Source organism: Orenia marismortui DSM 5156, assembly GCF_000379025.1.
Taxonomy (GTDB): Bacteria; Bacillota; Halanaerobiia; order Halobacteroidales; family Halobacteroidaceae; genus Orenia; species Orenia marismortui.
The window spans coordinates 186624-204759 of record NZ_KB900619.1; the positions used below are offsets into that span (position 1 = coordinate 186624).

The window sequence follows — 18136 nt, forward strand, 5'->3', positions numbered from 1 at the left end:
AAATCCCCAGCTATTTCAACCAGGGAATCTTAACTATTTTATTCCACACTATCCATCTCTTTATCTACTTTATCTAACATTTCTTGCTTATATCCCTCTACATCTAAATTCTCTTCATCTAAAACATGGGGAGTAATATAAATAACCATCTCAGTCTCTTGATAATCTATAGACTCATCTCTAAATAGCCTTCCCAGTAAGGGAATACTACCCAAAATAGGTACTCTAGATTCAGTCTTTATACCTTCATTTCTAATCAATCCACCTAAGACAATCGTCTCTCCACTTTTAACTCTGACAGTAGTTGAGATATCCCTACGGTTAATATTTGGTGGTCCTTCTTCACTGGTTCTAGTACTAGGGTTACTGACAGTTGGCTTTAATTTTAAAGTAATCTCTTCAGAACTACTAACCCAAGGAGTAACTTCTAAGGTAACTCCTGTATTAATACTCTCATACTCTACAGTCTCTTCATCATTATCATTATCTCTACGAACTACTTCATAATACTGAACAGTCTCTACATTAATCTTAGCCTCTTGTCCATTCAAAGTAGTAATATTAGGCTTAGCCTTTACTGTAACCTGACCTTGTTTGACAAGAGATTGTAAGGTTAAATTAAAATCCTCAGGCAAGGTTAAAATAGATTTATAATTTAATAACCCATTCACACTATCCAATAAGGTTGTCCCATCCTTATCCTCATAATTAATCCCTAATTCAGCCCTAGGGCTTTTACCTGCGGTATGAGATATATCTATAATCAAGGCTTCAACTACAATTTGAGGAATCTTCTTGTCGATTTTAGCCATATAGTCCTTTAGTTTAAGAAGATCTCTTTCTGTTCCTGTAGCCATAATAGCATTCTGTTCCTTTAAAACTTTGATATTAGAACCAGAAAAATTATTTGTCAATAGCTTAGGTACCTGTTCAGCTTCTAAGTATTGTAAAGGAATTAACTCAGTAGTAGTTAACAAAGACGCAGCTGGACTATTAATATTCTTGTCTCCAATCAAATAAATTCCATCTATCTTACGATAAGTACAGCGAGTTCCAGATAGTATAAGTTCAATCGCATCTTCTATTGGAATTTCATCTAACTTTAAATCAACCCTTTGTCGTACTCCATCAAATAAAACCATATTAATCTTACCTAATTTAGCGATAGTTCTCAATACTTCTGCCATATCTGCCTGTTCTACATTAATAGATACTTTTCCATCAAAGACTGATATAGCCATATTGGTTTTTTTATTTCTACCATCAAGCTTAAAGACCCTATAAACACCATTATCTTCAGTTATAGAAAATCCATTTACCTCTAAAAAATTCCTTAATCCATGTTTTAGAGGAACCTTATCTAAATCTATTGAAAATTTTCCTCTTACAGAGTCCTCCATAATTATATTTATTCCTGCTTCTTCTCCAATTTTATTTAGAATACTCTTAATATCCCGCTCCACTACATGGAGGGTTAATAGTTTATCAACAACCTTAACTACCATAGACTTGCTAAAAGAATTTTTACTAACTAAAAAAGTATTCTCTTTAATCTTTTCAAATTTATATCCATAGGCAACTGTTAGTATATTTAGAGCATCTTCTAAATTTACATTATTTAAATTTAAAGTAACCTTTCCTTTGACAGTATTATCAGGAACCATATTAATCCCACTCTGCTCTGTCAACATCACTAGAACATCCTCAATATCAGCCTGTCTAACAGTTAAAGTAACTAATTTATCCTCAGCATTTATTGCCAAGGAAGTAAAAATCAAAAATAAGACCACAATAAACTGAATCTTAACTGCTCTCTCTCTAGCTCTACTCATTAATTTCACCTTCTCTATTAATCGCTTTAATTGTCAATTCAATTGACAATTGACTCTCCCTTGAATCAGCATTTATATCTAAATAATCTACCGCTAACAACTTCTCATTCTCTGTTAATTTTGATAAAAACAAAATCAAATTTTTTAAGCTTCCTTCTAACTTTAGCTTATAATTAATCATAGATAATTCCTTAATAATAGCTTTTTCCTGTGGACTAAGATCACTATAAGATAAATCATACTTAGTCAAATCCTCTAGATTTACACTCTTATCCTTAATCTTAAGGCTACTCTCTTTTAAGTATTGATCTATAATTTTTAATACTTGCAATTTAATCTTAGCTTTTTGACCATGAAAGTAGGTTTTATTTAAAGCAGCTAATTCACCCTTAATTGATTTCAACTTATTATTGTACTTCTCAGCATCCCTTAAGATAAACCTTCCTTTTTTTAGCTTATTCTCTGCCAAACTCAACTTAGTATCAATACTTTGATAATCATTCCAAATTGGAATCAAAATCCACTTTAATAATGATCCTCCTCCAATTATGATCAATGCTATAATCAGCATCCTTCTTTCTCTCTTATTTAATTGCATCTGCTAAATCACCTGCAATTCTAAATTCTTCTCTATCCTCTTTACTCACAATACTTCCTTCAAAGTGTAAGTTCTTAAAATAATCTGATTCTTCTAATAAACTCATAACTTTGGTAGCAGAGGTGGCTTCTCCAGCTAATAGAACTAATTTTTCTTCTTTAAAAATAACTTTATCAACCTTTACATCTTCAGATAATATTAAACTCAACTCTTTTAACCAAGGTAGATAGCTATAATTTCTTCTAAGCTGCCCTTTTAAAAGCTTAACTTTCTTTTTATTAACCTGATAATCGATTTTAACCTGCTGAACCTTCTCTACTAAAGGACTAATCTGCTTATTACTTACTTCAAAATTATTCAGTTTATTAATCTTAAGCTGCCATGCTAAAAATAAGCTTATCCCATTAACTAATAAGACTAAAATAATTAAATAAAATAACCTACTATAATCTTTCTTCTGCTTTTCTTTCTGTTTTAAAGAAATTTGGCTTAAAATATCCACTCCATCAAAGTTCTTCTCCACCACTCTTATCTTCTTCCAAAATAGATTCTTTTCTCTTATTTCTTCAAAACTGTTTAAAGTTACTGCCTTCTTAGCATCAATCTTCTCCCCATTCAAAAACAACTTTGGATCATCTTCTAAATTATATTTCTGCTTTAAATAGATAACAGTATCAGCAGTCTCTTCTGCCAAATCCTCAATATTTTGGCTACTTCTAATGTAGATGTCATTTTGATTATAGAAAGTATAATGTATGTAATTTGGGCTTAAATCAATGTATAATTGATTCTTTAAATCAATCTTATCTGTTTGATATAGATAATAAAAGACCAAACTTGAGGGAATAATACTATCAATTATTAATCCTAAATTAGAAGAAAGTTCATAGACCATATTAATATAATCTTTAGTAACTGTGAATACCAAAACAAGCAATTTATCCTTCTTATCCAAAATCTGATAACTATAATATAAATCTTCTATTCTATAAGGAAGCTTTCTTAAGACCTGTAACTTTATAATGTCTTTTAATTTATCTTTAGCAGTAAGCGGTAATTCTAGCCTACGAATAAATAACTTAGTGGCTGGTACAATTAAAGATATCTTTTTAATCTTATATCGGGCTTGGTCTAAATAATCTTTTAAATCGATATCTTTAAGCTCCTCTTCAAACTTAAAACTATCTTGGTACAGAATATTATTTTTGTCAAGTTGAACTAACCTTATATAATTATCATCAACTTCTAAATAACTTCTCTGCTTAGTAAATAGATCCATTTTTAACACCTTTCTCAGTTAATATTCTTGTCCCAAATAAATCTCCACTATCAATGGAGCAAAATTAACCTTCTCTAATTCAACTTCCAATTTCACAGCTATAGGTAATCTCTCCTCTTCCTGATAAGACCAGCTATCCTTCCAAAACTGATCCTTAGCATCATAAAAGTTAAACTCTACTCTCTTGAGATTTAAAGTTTTAAAAAACTCTATCTCTTCTATAACTTCATCAGTTTCTAGATTTTTTAGCTTTCTAACTAAAGAATTATTATTCGAATCATAAAAATAAGCAAATTCTTTTAAAGAGCCATCCTCCAAAAGAATACCTGATATACTTTGATAACTCCCTTGCAGCTTATTCTTCTGATAAAGTGATGATATAAACAGCTTATGAATATCCCTTCTTAGAAAAGAAGCTGCTACTCTCCATTCTTGTTCATATTTATTATTAGTATCACTTCTTTCCCATGTTGAAAAACCTAAATCTAAAGAAGTAAAAACACTTCCCAAAATAATTCCTGTTATTGTGATAGCAATTAAAATCTCAATTAAAGTAAAACCTTCTTCCTTCATCCAATCTCCCCTAATCTTCTCCTAGGATGTATCTAGTTAATGAATAAGATTTACTTTTATCATCTTCTTGCCACTGAACCCTTAAAATTAATTTCTTTAGCTTCTGAGTAATAATTTTCTCTTCTGTTGACCACCTATAATTTAAACTTTGATATTGAAAAGTACCATGATTATTTAAATCGATTCCAAGAGCTACCTCTTTTAACTTATTCTCTGCCCAACTAGAAACATAGGTATAATTCTTATTAGTCTCTAAACCATCATTAACCTCCATAAATCCTTGAATCAAAATACTGAAGCCAACTCCCAAAATTACCATCGCTATTAATACTTCTATTAAAGTAAAGCCTTCTTTATAATCATTCACTATTTTACTCCCCTACTTCAGTTCTTCCTGTAACTTTATCAATAACTAACTCAAACTCTTTATCATTATTCATCACAAAGTTTAAACTAGCTCCAGAACTCGTCCCATTTGGAAAGAAGCGGATCGTTTTTCCTTCACTGCTATCTTCTTTTTTATTATTTACAGTAATTCTTTTAATAGCTTTATTAAATTTAATTTTCTCTCCATTATCTCCTTGATAGATCAAAGTATCATCAACAACTAAGATACTTTGCTTACTATTGCTAGTTATAGCTTTATTTCTTATCTTAGCAAATAAATTAATAACTTTACGTTCTGTTGTCTTACCAGTAACTGAATCAAATAAGATATCAAAGGCCGGTAAAACTATTCCAATTATTAAAGTAATTAAAACTATACTAATTAATACCTCTAATAAGGTAAACCCCTTCTCCTTACCAGTTAGTAATATCTTCATTCTCTCCAGTTCCACCTTCTTTATTATCAGCTCCATAGGACCATAAATCATACTTGTGACTATTGTTTTTACCTGGAAAGCGGTAATTATATTCATTCCCCCATGGATCTAAAGGAATCTTATCTACATATGGTCCAGCCCAACTATCAGAAGATCCTGGATCTTCAGCTAAAACCTTAAGTCCTTCTGTTGTTGTAGGATATTTACCATTATCAATTCTATAATTATCTAACGCCAATTTAAATACATCAATTTGGTTATATGCAGATGTCTGCTTTGCTTGTGAAACACGATTAAATAAGTTTGGTCCTACCATTGTAGCCAAAAAACCAATGATAACTATTACAATTATCATCTCAATTAATGTAAAACCATCCTCTTTATTTAAAGTTCTGAACATCTTATCTACCTCCTTATTAATAACTATTATCGCTCACTTGTCACTTGTCACTTGTCACTTGTCACTTGTCACTTGTCACTTGTCACTTGTCACTTGTCACTTGTCACTTGTCACTTGTCACTTGTCACCTTTTTTACAATGAAAGATTACTAATGCCTAAGATCGGCAACAATATAGAAATTATAATAAAACCTATCATCAATCCCATAAATAAAATCAATAATGGTTCAAAAGCTTTCATAAATTTCTCTAAGTTCTTCTTGCTATCTCTTTCAAAATTTTTAGCTACCTCTAATAGCATAGCTCCCAATCTTCCTGTCTTCTCTCCCACACCTATCATATAGATTAAAATCTCAGGGAATATCTCTCTTTTGTTTAAAGCTTCTGATAGAGTTCTTCCCTTCTTCACTTCCAAAGAAGCCTCTTCTAATGCTTGCCTTAGAATAATATTATTACTAATATGCTGGCTAAGCTGCAAAGCTTTTAATAAAGGAACCCCACTTTCTAACATAGTTCCTATACTTCTACTTATCTTGGCTACTGATATCCCAACTATTAAATTACTTACTATAGGTAGGCTTAATATATATCCATCTACTTTTACTTTACCTTCTTTACTCTTATAATATTTCCAGCTAACTATAGCTATAGTAATTAAAGCTAGCACAATTACTATCCAATAGTTACTAAGAAATTGGCTAATCTTTAATAATATCTCAGTTGTAAAAGGTAAGGTTTGCCCATAGTTATCATAAATAACTAAAAATTTCGGCAAAACATAAGTTATCATTACTATAATAGCTAAAATAGCTACTATCGATAATATGGCTGGATAAATCAAACAAGAGATAACAAAGGATTTTAGTTGAGCATCATCTTCTAAATCTTTGGCTAATCTCTGACAAGCAGAATCCAAAAATCCACCTTCCTCCCCCGCCTTAATAATATTAATATAACTGGAAGAGAAATAATTGGGGTAATTAGCTAAAGATTCTGCAAAATTCTTTCCGCTTTTTATGGAATCATAAATATTTTTAATAATATTTTTTAATTCACTAGGCTTTAATAAGCGATGAACTATCTCTAAAGCTTCTCCTAATTGAATACCTGCCTTTAATAAATTAGCTAATTGATGAGTAAATAAGATTAGATTTTCTTCTCTTTTAGTAAAAATAAATTTCTTTTTTCTCTGTTTATCCTTCTCTTCTGTCAAATTAAAAGGAGATAAACTCTGAGCTTCTATCTTTTCCAAAGCCTCATCTTGACTTTTAGCTTCAATACTTCCTGTTATTGTATCACCTGTATCAGGGTTGATGGCTTCATAAGCAAATTTAGCCACCTTTATTCCTCCTATCATTAATTTTTAGTCGCTCTTAAAACTTCATCAATCGTAGTAATACCAGCTTTTATCTTCTTCCAACCAGCTTCAACTAGCATCTCCATCCCTTTTTCCTGGGCGGCTTTTTTAATAATATTTGTTCCTTTATGATGGCTGATTAAAGATTGTAGTTCTTGATCGATTTTTAATAATTCATAAATACTTGTCCTACCTTTAAATCCAATCTGATTACATTCTTTACAACCTTGATTATGATAAATTCCTATCTTTTCTTCTACTTCAGTGTTAATAAAACTTATCTCCTCAGAATCTGGATAATAAATTTCCTTACACTTTGGACATAATACTCTAATTAATCTTTGGCCTATCACCCCTCTTAAAGCTGAAGCTAAAAGGTAATCTTCTACTCCCATCTCTAATAAACGGGTTATCGCTCCAACAGCATCATTTGTATGTAAGGTAGCTAAAACTAAGTGGCCTGTCAAAGCAGATTGGATAGCTATTTTAGCAGTTTCAACATCACGAATTTCTCCTATCATAATTATATCGGGATCATGGCGTAATATAGCTCTTAAACCACTAGCAAAACTAAAATCAATCTCAGGCTTAACTTGAATCTGATTAATACCATCTAACTGATATTCTACAGGATCTTCAATAGTTATTATCTTTTTATCAGAAGAATTTAAATGATTCAAAGTTGCATATAATGTTGTAGTCTTACCACTTCCTGTAGGTCCTGTTACCAAGATAATTCCATGAGGGTACTTGACCAGATCTAAATAATCTTCCAAAACTCCTTTACTAAATCCTATATTATTAATATCTAATAACATTTCAGCTCTATCTAATAACCTTAAGACTACACTTTCTCCATACAAGTTTGGAATAATAGAAATTCTAATATCCAATTCTCTGCCCAGAACCTTAATTCTAACCCTTCCATCTTGTGGTAGCCTACGTTCTGCTATATTCAAATTAGACATTATCTTAATTCTAGTAACTATTGCTGGAAAGAGCTTTTTTGGTGGAGCAGGTTCTTCATATAAAAAGCCATCGATTCTATATCTGATCTTGCCTTGGTCTTCAAAAGGCTCAATATGGATATCACTAGCTCCTTTCTTAAGACCAGTAGTAATAATAGTATTAACTAATCTAATAATTGGTGCCTCTTGAGCCAACTCCTCTAAACTCTCTACTTTATAATCTAAATTGAGATCACTATAATCAGCTAATTGATTAGAATCAAAATCATTTAACATTCCTTCCACAGTATCTAAAGGTGCTTCAAGGTATTCATTAATTAGCCTTTCAATAATTTCTTCCTTGATTAATTTAAAATTAATTATAGAATTTGAATAAACCTCTAAATCATCAATAAGCTCCAAAGAAGGTCTATTATCACTAATAAATAGTATCTTCTTTCCTTCTTTTTTTATTGGTAATAATCTATATTCACGCAAAACCTCTTTAGGGAATTCTTTAATCAAATCCACTTTAATCTTTTTCTCAAAATAATTATAATCCATCTTATTCCTCCAGTTTAGTTAGAAAAATTCAATCTAAACTCTGCTTCTTTAAAACTCAAGATTACCTGATCTTCTTTAATCTCTTTAACTAAATAATCTTTAATCACTGCTCCCTCTTTTAAGATATAACTTTGTGAATTACTTTTATCTATTATAATAGCTCTACTATTTCCATCTTGCTTAGATATAGCCGATAAAGAAAAAAGCTCCTCAATCTTATTCTTCTTTTTTTCTGCTAAGAAAGTAGGTAGGTTGGTGTTGGGGAAATCTCCTTTTAAATTATCTGCTTCTAGATCTTTATCAATAATCTCCTTCATATTAAAAAAGTTATTATCGGCTATATCCTCCCATTCTTTACCTCTAAGATCAAGCTTATACTTAAATTTACTATCTTCTTTTATTTTTATATCCTGCTCTAATATCTTACTTAACTTAGCTAAATCTATATTTTGGGAAGCAATAACTGGATTATTCATCTGGGAAAATTGATAAAGATGCCAACAATAAATTATACTGATTCCAAGAGTGATTAATAACAGTATTTTTAATAACGATATAAATCTTAATGGCAATAACTTCACCTCCAAGCTTGCAATTATTCTTCATCCCATTTTAAGATTTTTATTTTCCAGTTATCATCTTCATCTTTATTTCTTTCTACAATACACTTTATCTCTTTAAGAGGCTTTCCATCATTTGAAAAAACTCTACTTGTAATTAAGAATAATTTAGATGACACTGTAAAATAGTTCAATAGATTTTTTTGAGATGTACTAATTTCAGACAACTCTTTTATACCTTCTCTTTGACGTAACTTAATTATCTTTTCTTTGTAACTAAGATTTATATTTAAACCCTTTAAAACTACTTCTAACAAATCTTCTGAAATAAAATTAATATTTAAATTTGAATTAACTGCCAGATATGGCCTGATACTATTTAAAGTTCTTTCACTTAAACCTTTTAAATATAGAGTCTCTAACTGTTTGATCTCTTTAATTCTTCTTCCTGCCCTCCTCTCCTTATTTAAATATCCATATATTAAATTTCTTTCAACACTATTCAACTCCAAAAATTCTAATAATCTCCTTAATTTATTTAAATCATCAGAATTCAGATTAAAATATCCATATGTAGTTAAACTATCTATAGCTTTAGAATAATCTTCCCCTAAGATATCTTTAATTAATAAAAGATTAATAACAAATCCTTGTTTAGCAATTTTTTCTTCTATCTGCTGCTCAACTTCTTCATTCCACCAATCTAACTTAGATAAGATATCTTGTTTAGTATAATTAATATTCAATTTACTACCTATATCTTCAATCTCCACTTTATATTCAAGCTGATCCTCTGTACCTTCTAAATTCTTATTCCATTCATCTTCTGGAATATCATATTCTGTATTATCACTTTTAAGCTTATCTATGCCCATAATAATCCCTGAAAGAGAAGTATTATATATTTTTTTCTTATCTAAATTATTGCGAATCAAAAAACTATTCAATTGAACCTCATCAAATAGATTAACAAAAATCACACTTAAGATTACTAGAGTCCATAAAACAATTATCAACGCATATCCATCACAATTTTCTTTTAAACTCTCCATCTTTACTCCTTTATTTATATAAATGATGATAAATTTTCATCCATTAGATTTTATTTACATATATTATATTCTCTCTCAACTACTCTTTTCCCTTTTAAGTATTAAAATTAATTCATTCTATACTAAGTAAAAAGGTAGCCCTAAATTTAGGGCTACCTTTTATCTTCTGCTAGTCTTATTATACTTATAAATTTAATTGTTATTTTAATTTACCATCTGCTCCTACTAAATAGGAGTCACCAGCTCTACTTGTAATAGAAATATGACCCCCTTTAGTTACTACTGGACTATTTAACTCTCCAGCATCAGCTAATTTAATGCTCCATTTCTCTTCTCCATCACTATTTACTGCATATAAGAAACCATTCTCTACACCAAAGTAAATAGTTCCATCTTTAGCTACTGCTAAATCCGTTAAAGCTAATTTTTCATCTTCATCATCATCTAAAATTAGACTTCTATCATCATTGTCTTCTACTGGAACTTCAAACTTCCAATCCAGTTGACTATCTGATTTTACTGCATATAAGACCCCTTCACTAGTACCCACAAAGATAGTTCCATTACTTGCTACTGCAGGTGAAGTCAATTTTGCATTTTTGAAGATAGGAAATTGCCACTTCAAATCACCTGTTGAATCAATTGCATATAAGAAGAACTTATTATCAGTAAAGTAGATCATCTCATCATCTATAGCTGGAGTTGTATCTGCTGCTAATTTCTTAGCTTGATTATATTTACTATAAGTATAGCTCCACCTTACATCACCATCTCTGTCTACTGAATATATAGAACCATTTCTTTGAACTATATTCTCAGCTTGGACCCCAATATTAGAAATTATCAAAACTGACAAGACCAACATAATCATAAATATTTTCTTATTAAACACTTTAATTACCTTCCCTTCTTCTAATTGTATAAACTGACTAGCTGGTCATTAATTTCTTGATTCAAGCCCAAAATCCTTCTTTATATCAACAAAAAAAATAAATTTTTTATTTTTTTCATTATTTTGTAACAGTAATTACAATGTTTTAATTATATTTACCTATCTATGGTTAATTAAGGTAAGTTTCAAAATTTTATTATAGAAAAAAGTTATCCACAATCTCTAAAAAAGCATAGTTTCCTAAAAAAAAGGTTGATAGCTTTTAGCTACCAACCTTAAATATTTATAAGAAAATTACTCACCTTTAAACAAACTCTTAACCTCTTGCTCTGGGACTATAGTAGAAATTGCATGCTTATATACCATCTCTTGTTTGCCTTGACTCTTAATTATAATAGTGAAATTATCAAAACCTTCTACAATTCCTGTTATCCGAAAACCATTAACCAAAAACACAGTAACTTTAACTTTATTCTTTCTGACTTCATTCAAGAAAGTATCTTGTAAATTAATCTGTTTTTTCATTAAGATTTCCTCCCCTTATATCATATCAGATAAACCCCAAGCCTCATTTCATTATCTACTTATATATTCTTTATTAAATATTTTTTTCCTTCTTAATGGATTTATACTCTAGCTCATCATTACATAATATACAAATTCCTTCCTCTAAACTCTTTCTTCTTAGAATTAAAGGAGCTGCTGCTTTAGCTTTTTTAATTCCATCTTTTTTACCAATATACCTCCCCCAAAAATAACCTATCACTAATGAGATTATTAATAATAAAATTATATACCTTAATTCCAAAAACTCACCTCCTAAAAAGGAGATTCATAATTAAATTTAAATAGATCTTGATGGAAAGATAATGCACACTTTTATATCTATTTACAATTGATAATCATTTAAATTAAGAGTCATGTTTTCAGACTCATAGGAACAAGTAAAATATTTCAAGATCTTTAAAACGAAAAAATTATTGTTTGAACAAAGCAAACATTCTCAAATAAATATAACAGTAGCACAATTTTTGAAGTAGCAGTACTATATTTGTAAATCTCAACAGACCTTGATTGCGTAGTGAGTTTTAACTTTTTCTAGACCTTTTGGTGACTTTTAGGGCAATGCTAAAAGTCACTCGTCCCTTTAGGACGAAAACTAAAAAGAACTCATCTATGCAAAATCCAAACAACAATATTAGCTATAGCAATTACTAATAATCCCCTTTGCCAATCAATCACCAAAGCCCCAACTAAAGTAAGTAATGATAAAAGTACTGTTCCTATCTTACCTAAGTAATTAATAAAGTTACCTCTATTTATATATTCTTCCAAATAATAATCAATATAATCATCAGTTAATTGCACAAAAGAGATTATCAATATAGAAAATAAAAAGAGCCTAGAATCTAAGACTAAAAAACCAAAAATCAACATAATTATAACTTCCTGATATGACTTTAGACCAGTGGGCAATTCATCAGAACCTATACCCATTCCTACAATATAACTAGCCCAAAACAGTGAAATCGTTAATTGGTAATCGATCAAAATAGAAAAGGTCAATAAAATTAATGAATAAGGTACAATAGCCCTATCTAATCTCATTGCTAAGGTAGTTCGCCCATTTAAACGATCAATTTCTTGATCTAAATAATCATCCATTAACTTAATTACTATACCAGTCAAGAAAACAACAGACATATCATTCAATAACTCCATTTTATCCTCCTAGATATTCTCTAATAAAAATAACTTTATCTTATCAAATCCCTCTTGATAGATTGCTGAAATTGGTATAAGCAATCTTTTATCAACTATCTTACTTAACTTCTCTAAATTTGATTTGTCAATATCTAGGTCTAATTTATTGGCTAAAATTTTATACCCTGATTCATCCTTTAAAAAATCATAAATTTCTTGATCTATTCTGGTTAAATTTTGATTTGAACTTAGTTGATTTAAATCAATTATATGCAATACAATCTCACTAAGCATTAACTCCTTAAGTGTTTGAGCCATTGATTTCCTAATATATTCTTGGGGATGAATCTCATCCACCAACCCACAACTGTCAACTAATCTAATATCTTTATCCTGCTTACCTACAGGTAATTTAAGCTGTATACTTTGTATATTGTTAGTTTTATGGGGCTTATCAGAGGTTAATTCATCATAAGCTTGCTCTAATTCATAAGTTCTAGTTGATACAAATCCTGCTGGCTGTCTAATCATAAATCTTAACTTCCTTATCCCTAAATAATAAGCAAAATTTATCAAAAAAGAAGTCTTCCCCACATTAGGTTGACCTATTATCAAAGCTGATGTCATACTATCACCCCAAAACTACAATTATAAGTAATAATTAAAATTTATCTTCAGCCTTACATAATATCCAAGACTTAAATACTTAGCTATTATAAATCATATGATAATTTATTAACCTATTACAGTTAAAAAGTTAAAATATAAATCAACTATAGTTACTAACTATCATTGAAATCTTCTCTATTAATCATCATTAAATCTACCTTGCTAATCTTCTCTTGCTTAACCAACCTAACAGCTTGATTCCTAATAGCCCTTTCTATCAAATTACGCACTGTTCTAGCATTACCTTCTTCAGGGCCAGCTTCCTTTCTTATCTTACTTAAGATGTTATACAATTTAGCTTCTGATCTTTGAGATAATTTATATTCTCGCTCTTTAACCATTAGTTTAGCTATCTCAATTAACTCTTCTAAAGAATAATCCTCAAAATTCACTTTAATAGGAAACCTAGAATTTAATCCTGGATTACTTTCTAAAAAATATTCCATTTCTTGAGGATAACCAGCCAAAATCACTATCAAATTCTCTCTATTATCTTCCATAAGCTTAACTAAAGTATCAATAGCCTCTTTACCAAAATCCCTATGTCCACCCCGTGCCAAAGAATATGCCTCATCAATAAATAAAATCCCACCTAAAGCACTTTGAACTAACTTTCTTGTTTTTTGAGCAGTATGTCCAATATACTCTCCTACCATATCTGCTCTTTCTACCTCTTTTAAATGTCCTTTTTCTAATAACCCTAGTTCTTTAAATAACTTAGCTAAAATTCTAGCTACTGTCGTCTTACCAGTTCCAGGATTACCTTTAAAGATCATATGCATTACTAAAGAATCAGACTTTAATTCTTGTCTCTGTCGTTCTTTTTGTATAGTCACAAAAGCTCTTAATTGCTTGACTAATTTTTTAATATTGTTTAATCCAATCATTTTATCTAATTCTGCAACTATCATATCTATCAGATTATTATCTTCCCTAGATACTGGATTATCCTTAGTATTAGATTTATCATCTTTTATTAGCTCAAAAGCTTTTATAAGAGAAATCTCTCCCATTTCTAATCTACGTAATACTTCTCTTCTTTTGGAACTATTATTTAAGGGCATTGCAATCCCTCCTAATAGCTTCTATATATAATATATGATTTGATAGTAATAAAATAGAATTCAAAGCAGAAATAATAATAATTTTCTAAGCCAATCCTGTGTAATGGTTCAAAATAAACTTAACTCCATAACCCTTTTTCGAGCTTAGTGACTCCTTTATGCCTATTAGAATTAGAGTTAAAGTGAAATATAAAGGATTTTAACTTTTAAATATAGACTTACACAAAAGCTATACCTATACAATATAAAAATAAGAAAGAGGAATTATTCCTCTCTCTTATTTAATCACAATATTCACATAGCATTATTATTTCATTATTATCATTAAATATTTCTTTACCTAAAGCTTTATTTACTAATTGATAGTCATTACATAATTCATAGCGGCAACAAGTATCACAAATGTATGCACCTATTACTTCACAATGAACATATTTCTCGTGATCTCCAATATTGCATTCACATATTGGACACTTTAAACCTTCTAAGAGCTCATTATCTGAAGTTAAAATATGGTGTTCTTTCTTCTCCTTAAGCTTAACTATTAACTTACTAACTTCTTTATTGTACTTCATCGTGAAGTTACCCCTCCTAAGTTATAAAAGCTTAATTAATAATTAACTATTAATTAAAAACTACTTGATTTTAGAACTAACTATTTCTTTTACTTCATTAAGTAAAGAATCAAAATCATATTCTTCCACATCAAACCAATTAATAGATTTATCCCTTTTAAACCAGGTAAATTGTCGTTTAGCAAAATGCCTAGTATCTCTTTTAATTAATCTAATTGCCTCATCTAAATCATACTCACCTTCAAAATAAGCAATTATCTCTTTATACCCTAATCCTTGCATTGAAATTAAATCTCTATTATAACCTTCATCATAATATAATTCTCTAACCTCATCTATTAATCCTTCTTTTATCATTAAATCTACTCTTTGATTAATTCTCTGATATAAATTCTCCCGACTACGACGCAGTCCAATCTTTACTACTTGATAACGAGGAGGAGTATTTTTAGCTTTCTCTTTGAAATAGGTTGTAGTCTTACCGGTTTGTTGATAAACTTCAATTCCACGAATGACACGCCGCAAGTCATTAGGATGTAGCTTGTCTGCTAATTTAGAATCAATCTCTCTTAACTTATCATGAACATGTTGAGTTCCATATTCTTCAGCTTCTTCTTCTAATCTTTTTCTAAGTTCCCAGTCAACCTCCATATCAGGAAAGATAAATCCATCTATAACTGATTTAACATATAATCCTGTTCCCCCAACAAGTAAAGGTAATTTACCCTTTTGACTAATTTTAGGTATCAACTCATCAACTCTTGTCTGAAAATCGGCTACACTAAACTCTTGATTAGGCTCTATAATATCTATCATATAATGTGGAACTAGTTTTTGTTCTTCTTGGCTAGCCTTAGCAGTTCCAATATCCATCTTCTTATAAATCTGCATTGAATCAGCGGAAATAATTTCTCCATCTAAATCTTGAGCTAAGGCTAAGGATAATCTTGTTTTCCCCACTGCAGTAGGTCCAACAATAGCTACTAAAGGCTCTTGCATAATATCAACTCCCTTTAAAGACAATTGATAATTGACAATTTAGAATTTATAATTAAAAGATTTAAATCGTACATTAAAGAATCGACTTCATTCTTTACCAATAAAAACATATAATCCCCTTATAAAAAACAATTAATACCAATTCCTTTTTAATGGAGAGCATTTTAGTTTTTTAATTATCAATTATCAATTATACATTTTAAATTGCTTTATATTCTCTTAAACTCTTTTTCCAATTCCTTCTTAGATAAGTGCATCATTACCGGACGACCATGAGGACAATTGCTAACTTCATAGCGTTCCATATCATCAATTAACTTATTCATCTCTCTTAAGGATAATTTATCTCCTGCTTTAATAGCAGTCTTACAAGAAATCATAATAATGATATTTTCAACCAATTTATAAGCTTCTCCTACTTCTTTTTCATCTAATAACTTATCTATACAATCTAAAATTAACTGTTGATCCTTTAAGTTATAAAGGCCTACTGGAACACCACGAACTATATAGCTGCTCCCACCAAAATTCTCTATACTAAAACCTAAAGCTTCTATCTCTTCTTTATTCTCATTTAAAAGTTCTACCTCTTGATGAGTTAATTCTAAATTCAAAGGTATTAACAATTCTTGAGTCTTAACCTCACCAGATTTAAATTGGGTTAATAATTCTTCATATCTCACCCGTTCATGAGCTGCATGTTGATCAATAATATACATCCCATCTAATCCTTGAGCAACAATATAAGTCTGATGAATTTGACCTATAGGTATTAAATTCAATTCTGCTTCTTCTGCCACAAATTCTTGATCATATTCTGGCTTATCTTCTTTAACCATAGTATCTTCTATAACTTCAGCTTTTATTTTACTTTTAGTCTCTTCTTGCTTTAAATCATCACTTTCTAATTTTAAACCCTCTACATTATAAAGTTTATCTATCTTTTTAACTCTAATTTCTTTGCTTTCCTTATTACTTTTAGGTGCAATGAAACTATAATTCTGTTTACTTTCTTTTTTAGATTTAGAAACTCTTATATCTTTTCTTGCCTCTTCTTTTTGATTAGAAGATTTACTGTCCAAGTCTAATTCATTCTGTGTATATTTTTCTTCTGCATCTGATTTGTTATTTTTTTTATTTAACTTTAATTCAGGTACCAAATCGCTGGCTTTTATCGCTTGGCTAACCCCTTTTTTTACTAAGTCATAAACCACACTACCCCTACTAAACTTTGCCTCCAATTTAGTCGGATGAACATTAACATCTACCAATATTGGATTTAATTTAAGACTTAAAATTACAATTGGATTACGATGAATTGTTAACAAGGTATGGTATGCTTCTTGTACAGCCTTACTCATTAAGGCACTCTTTACATAGCGACCATTAACAAAATAAGACTGATGTTTGCGCGAAGATCGAGTAATACTAGGCTTAGAAACATAACCCTTTAATTCCATATAATCATCCGAATAATCTACTTCAAGCATCTCTTTAGCCACTTGTCGACCATAGATATTAAAGATAACATCTAATAAATTACCATTACCTGTTGTCTCTAAAATTTTCCGTCCATTATGTTCTAAATAAAAAGCAATCTTAGGATAAGAAAGACTAAGTCTATTAACTATATCACTAATATGGCCAATCTCTGTTGAAGTCTGTTTTAAATATTTATACCGGACTGGTGTATTGAAGAATAGATCTTTTACAATAATATTAGTCCCTACCGCTGCACCACAACTCTCTTCTTTCTCTATCTCTCCACCTACTAATCGTAACTTAAGTCCGCTTAAACTATCCTCAGTTCTAGTAGTTAGACTTAATCTTGATACTGCAGAAATACTAGGTAAAGCTTCCCCTCTAAACCCTAAAGTTCTTAAAGCAAAGAGATCATTAGCCTTTTCCACCTTACTTGTAGCATGGCGTTCAAAAGATAACTTAGCATCTTCCGGAGACATCCCCTCTCCATTATCAATTACTTGAATCCAATCCTTACCACCATTTTTGATCTTAACTTCAATTTTAGTACTTCCAGCATCAATAGAATTCTCTACTAATTCCTTCACAACTGAGGCTGGTCTCTCAACAACCTCACCAGCTGCTATCTTATTAGCTACATTTTCTGCTAAGACCTTAACTTTTCCCATTTAAATCACCTCCGTTTTTAGGAATTAGGAGTTAGAATTTGGGTAATAGATGTTAGTCCTATTATCTATTATCTATTATCTATTATCTATTATCTAT

Annotated in this window: 20 protein-coding genes; all 20 read right to left on the bottom strand. The window is 30.1% G+C overall.

The window, feature by feature from the left end:
• Positions 1–38: 38 nt before the first annotated feature.
• A complete protein-coding gene (locus OREMA_RS0109155) occupies positions 39–1832 on the bottom strand; it encodes a secretin and TonB N-terminal domain-containing protein (protein WP_018248973.1) in 1794 nt (597 codons plus the stop codon).
• A complete protein-coding gene (locus OREMA_RS0109160; RefSeq protein ID WP_018248974.1) occupies positions 1825–2430 on the bottom strand; it encodes a hypothetical protein in 606 nt (201 codons plus the stop codon). Before OREMA_RS0109160 ends, OREMA_RS0109155 begins: the two co-directional genes overlap by 8 nt.
• Positions 2417–3709, bottom strand: coding sequence for a hypothetical protein (locus tag OREMA_RS0109165; protein ID WP_018248975.1), 1293 nt, complete (start codon positions 3707–3709; stop codon positions 2417–2419). Before OREMA_RS0109165 ends, OREMA_RS0109160 begins: the two co-directional genes overlap by 14 nt.
• Positions 3710–3727: 18 nt before the next feature.
• Positions 3728–4282, bottom strand: coding sequence for a prepilin-type N-terminal cleavage/methylation domain-containing protein (locus OREMA_RS0109170; RefSeq protein WP_018248976.1), 555 nt, complete (start codon positions 4280–4282; stop codon positions 3728–3730).
• A 10-nt stretch (positions 4283–4292) separates the two neighbouring features.
• Positions 4293–4649: a type IV pilus modification PilV family protein gene (locus OREMA_RS17560; protein ID WP_018248977.1), complete on the bottom strand. Its 357-nt coding sequence runs from the start codon at positions 4647–4649 to the stop codon at positions 4293–4295.
• A 4-nt stretch (positions 4650–4653) separates the two neighbouring features.
• Positions 4654–5106, bottom strand: coding sequence for a pilus assembly FimT family protein (locus OREMA_RS0109180; protein WP_018248978.1), 453 nt, complete (start codon positions 5104–5106; stop codon positions 4654–4656).
• Positions 5084–5506 carry a type II secretion system major pseudopilin GspG gene (gspG, locus tag OREMA_RS0109185; protein ID WP_018248979.1) on the bottom strand — a complete coding sequence of 141 codons (423 nt, stop codon included), beginning with the start codon at positions 5504–5506 and terminating at the stop codon, positions 5084–5086. Before gspG ends, OREMA_RS0109180 begins: the two co-directional genes overlap by 23 nt.
• A 133-nt stretch (positions 5507–5639) precedes the next feature.
• Positions 5640–6845 (bottom strand): type II secretion system F family protein, encoded by a 1206-nt coding sequence (locus OREMA_RS0109190; RefSeq protein WP_018248980.1) that lies wholly within the window; start codon positions 6843–6845, stop codon positions 5640–5642.
• Positions 6846–6862: 17 nt separating this feature from the next.
• Positions 6863–8374, bottom strand: coding sequence for a type II secretion system ATPase GspE (gene gspE, locus OREMA_RS0109195; protein ID WP_018248981.1), 1512 nt, complete (start codon positions 8372–8374; stop codon positions 6863–6865).
• A 14-nt stretch (positions 8375–8388) separates the two neighbouring features.
• Positions 8389–8946, bottom strand: coding sequence for a hypothetical protein (locus OREMA_RS0109200; protein ID WP_018248982.1), 558 nt, complete (start codon positions 8944–8946; stop codon positions 8389–8391).
• Positions 8947–8969: 23 nt separating this feature from the next.
• On the bottom strand, positions 8970–9986 hold the full coding sequence (locus tag OREMA_RS0109205; RefSeq protein WP_018248983.1) for a type II secretion system minor pseudopilin: 1017 nt from the start codon (positions 9984–9986) through the stop codon (positions 8970–8972).
• 199 nt (positions 9987–10185) lie between these two features.
• On the bottom strand, positions 10186–10878 hold the full coding sequence (locus tag OREMA_RS0109210) for an outer membrane protein assembly factor BamB family protein (RefSeq protein WP_018248984.1): 693 nt from the start codon (positions 10876–10878) through the stop codon (positions 10186–10188).
• Between the two features lie 294 nt (positions 10879–11172).
• On the bottom strand, positions 11173–11403 hold the full coding sequence (hfq, locus tag OREMA_RS0109215; protein WP_018248985.1) for an RNA chaperone Hfq: 231 nt from the start codon (positions 11401–11403) through the stop codon (positions 11173–11175).
• Positions 11404–11476: 73 nt separating this feature from the next.
• The gene (locus OREMA_RS0109220; protein ID WP_018248986.1) at positions 11477–11686 is read right to left on the bottom strand and encodes a hypothetical protein; all 210 of its coding nucleotides are present in this window, start codon (positions 11684–11686) and stop codon (positions 11477–11479) included.
• 362 nt (positions 11687–12048) lie between these two features.
• Entirely contained in the window at positions 12049–12600 is a 552-nt protein-coding gene (locus tag OREMA_RS0109225) for a hypothetical protein (protein ID WP_018248987.1), read from the bottom strand.
• Positions 12601–12609: 9 nt separating this feature from the next.
• Entirely contained in the window at positions 12610–13209 is a 600-nt protein-coding gene (locus tag OREMA_RS0109230; protein WP_018248988.1) for a GTPase, read from the bottom strand.
• 155 nt (positions 13210–13364) lie between these two features.
• Positions 13365–14315: an AAA family ATPase gene (locus tag OREMA_RS0109235; RefSeq protein WP_018248989.1), complete on the bottom strand. Its 951-nt coding sequence runs from the start codon at positions 14313–14315 to the stop codon at positions 13365–13367.
• 281 nt (positions 14316–14596) lie between these two features.
• Complete coding sequence (locus OREMA_RS0109240; protein WP_018248990.1) at positions 14597–14890, bottom strand: hypothetical protein; 294 nt, start codon at positions 14888–14890, stop codon at positions 14597–14599.
• 60 nt (positions 14891–14950) lie between these two features.
• Positions 14951–15889, bottom strand: coding sequence for a tRNA (adenosine(37)-N6)-dimethylallyltransferase MiaA (miaA, locus tag OREMA_RS0109245; RefSeq protein ID WP_018248991.1), 939 nt, complete (start codon positions 15887–15889; stop codon positions 14951–14953).
• A 209-nt stretch (positions 15890–16098) separates the two neighbouring features.
• A complete protein-coding gene (mutL, locus tag OREMA_RS0109250; RefSeq protein ID WP_018248992.1) occupies positions 16099–18039 on the bottom strand; it encodes a DNA mismatch repair endonuclease MutL in 1941 nt (646 codons plus the stop codon).
• Positions 18040–18136 lie beyond the last annotated feature (97 nt).

Excerpts from the sequence above, each read along its gene's own strand:
- OREMA_RS0109160 (WP_018248974.1), bottom strand. The coding sequence starts at position 2,430 with ATGCAATTAAATAAGAGAGAAAGAAGGATGCTGATTATAGCATTGATC.
- miaA (WP_018248991.1), bottom strand. The coding sequence starts at position 15,889 with ATGCAAGAGCCTTTAGTAGCTATTGTTGGACCTACTGCAGTGGGGAAA.
- OREMA_RS0109170 (WP_018248976.1), bottom strand. The coding sequence starts at position 4,282 with ATGAAGGAAGAAGGTTTTACTTTAATTGAGATTTTAATTGCTATCACA.
- OREMA_RS0109180 (WP_018248978.1), bottom strand. The coding sequence starts at position 5,106 with ATGAAGATATTACTAACTGGTAAGGAGAAGGGGTTTACCTTATTAGAG.
- OREMA_RS0109235 (WP_018248989.1), bottom strand. The coding sequence starts at position 14,315 with ATGCCCTTAAATAATAGTTCCAAAAGAAGAGAAGTATTACGTAGATTA.
- OREMA_RS0109165 (WP_018248975.1), bottom strand. The coding sequence starts at position 3,709 with ATGGATCTATTTACTAAGCAGAGAAGTTATTTAGAAGTTGATGATAAT.
- OREMA_RS0109205 (WP_018248983.1), bottom strand. The coding sequence starts at position 9,986 with ATGGAGAGTTTAAAAGAAAATTGTGATGGATATGCGTTGATAATTGTT.
- gspG (WP_018248979.1), bottom strand. The coding sequence starts at position 5,506 with ATGTTCAGAACTTTAAATAAAGAGGATGGTTTTACATTAATTGAGATG.
- OREMA_RS0109155 (WP_018248973.1), bottom strand. The coding sequence starts at position 1,832 with ATGAGTAGAGCTAGAGAGAGAGCAGTTAAGATTCAGTTTATTGTGGTC.
- hfq (WP_018248985.1), bottom strand. The coding sequence starts at position 11,403 with ATGAAAAAACAGATTAATTTACAAGATACTTTCTTGAATGAAGTCAGA.
- gspE (WP_018248981.1), bottom strand. The coding sequence starts at position 8,374 with ATGGATTATAATTATTTTGAGAAAAAGATTAAAGTGGATTTGATTAAA.
- OREMA_RS0109225 (WP_018248987.1), bottom strand. The coding sequence starts at position 12,600 with ATGGAGTTATTGAATGATATGTCTGTTGTTTTCTTGACTGGTATAGTA.
- OREMA_RS0109230 (WP_018248988.1), bottom strand. The coding sequence starts at position 13,209 with ATGACATCAGCTTTGATAATAGGTCAACCTAATGTGGGGAAGACTTCT.
- mutL (WP_018248992.1), bottom strand. The coding sequence starts at position 18,039 with ATGGGAAAAGTTAAGGTCTTAGCAGAAAATGTAGCTAATAAGATAGCA.
- OREMA_RS0109240 (WP_018248990.1), bottom strand. The coding sequence starts at position 14,890 with ATGAAGTACAATAAAGAAGTTAGTAAGTTAATAGTTAAGCTTAAGGAG.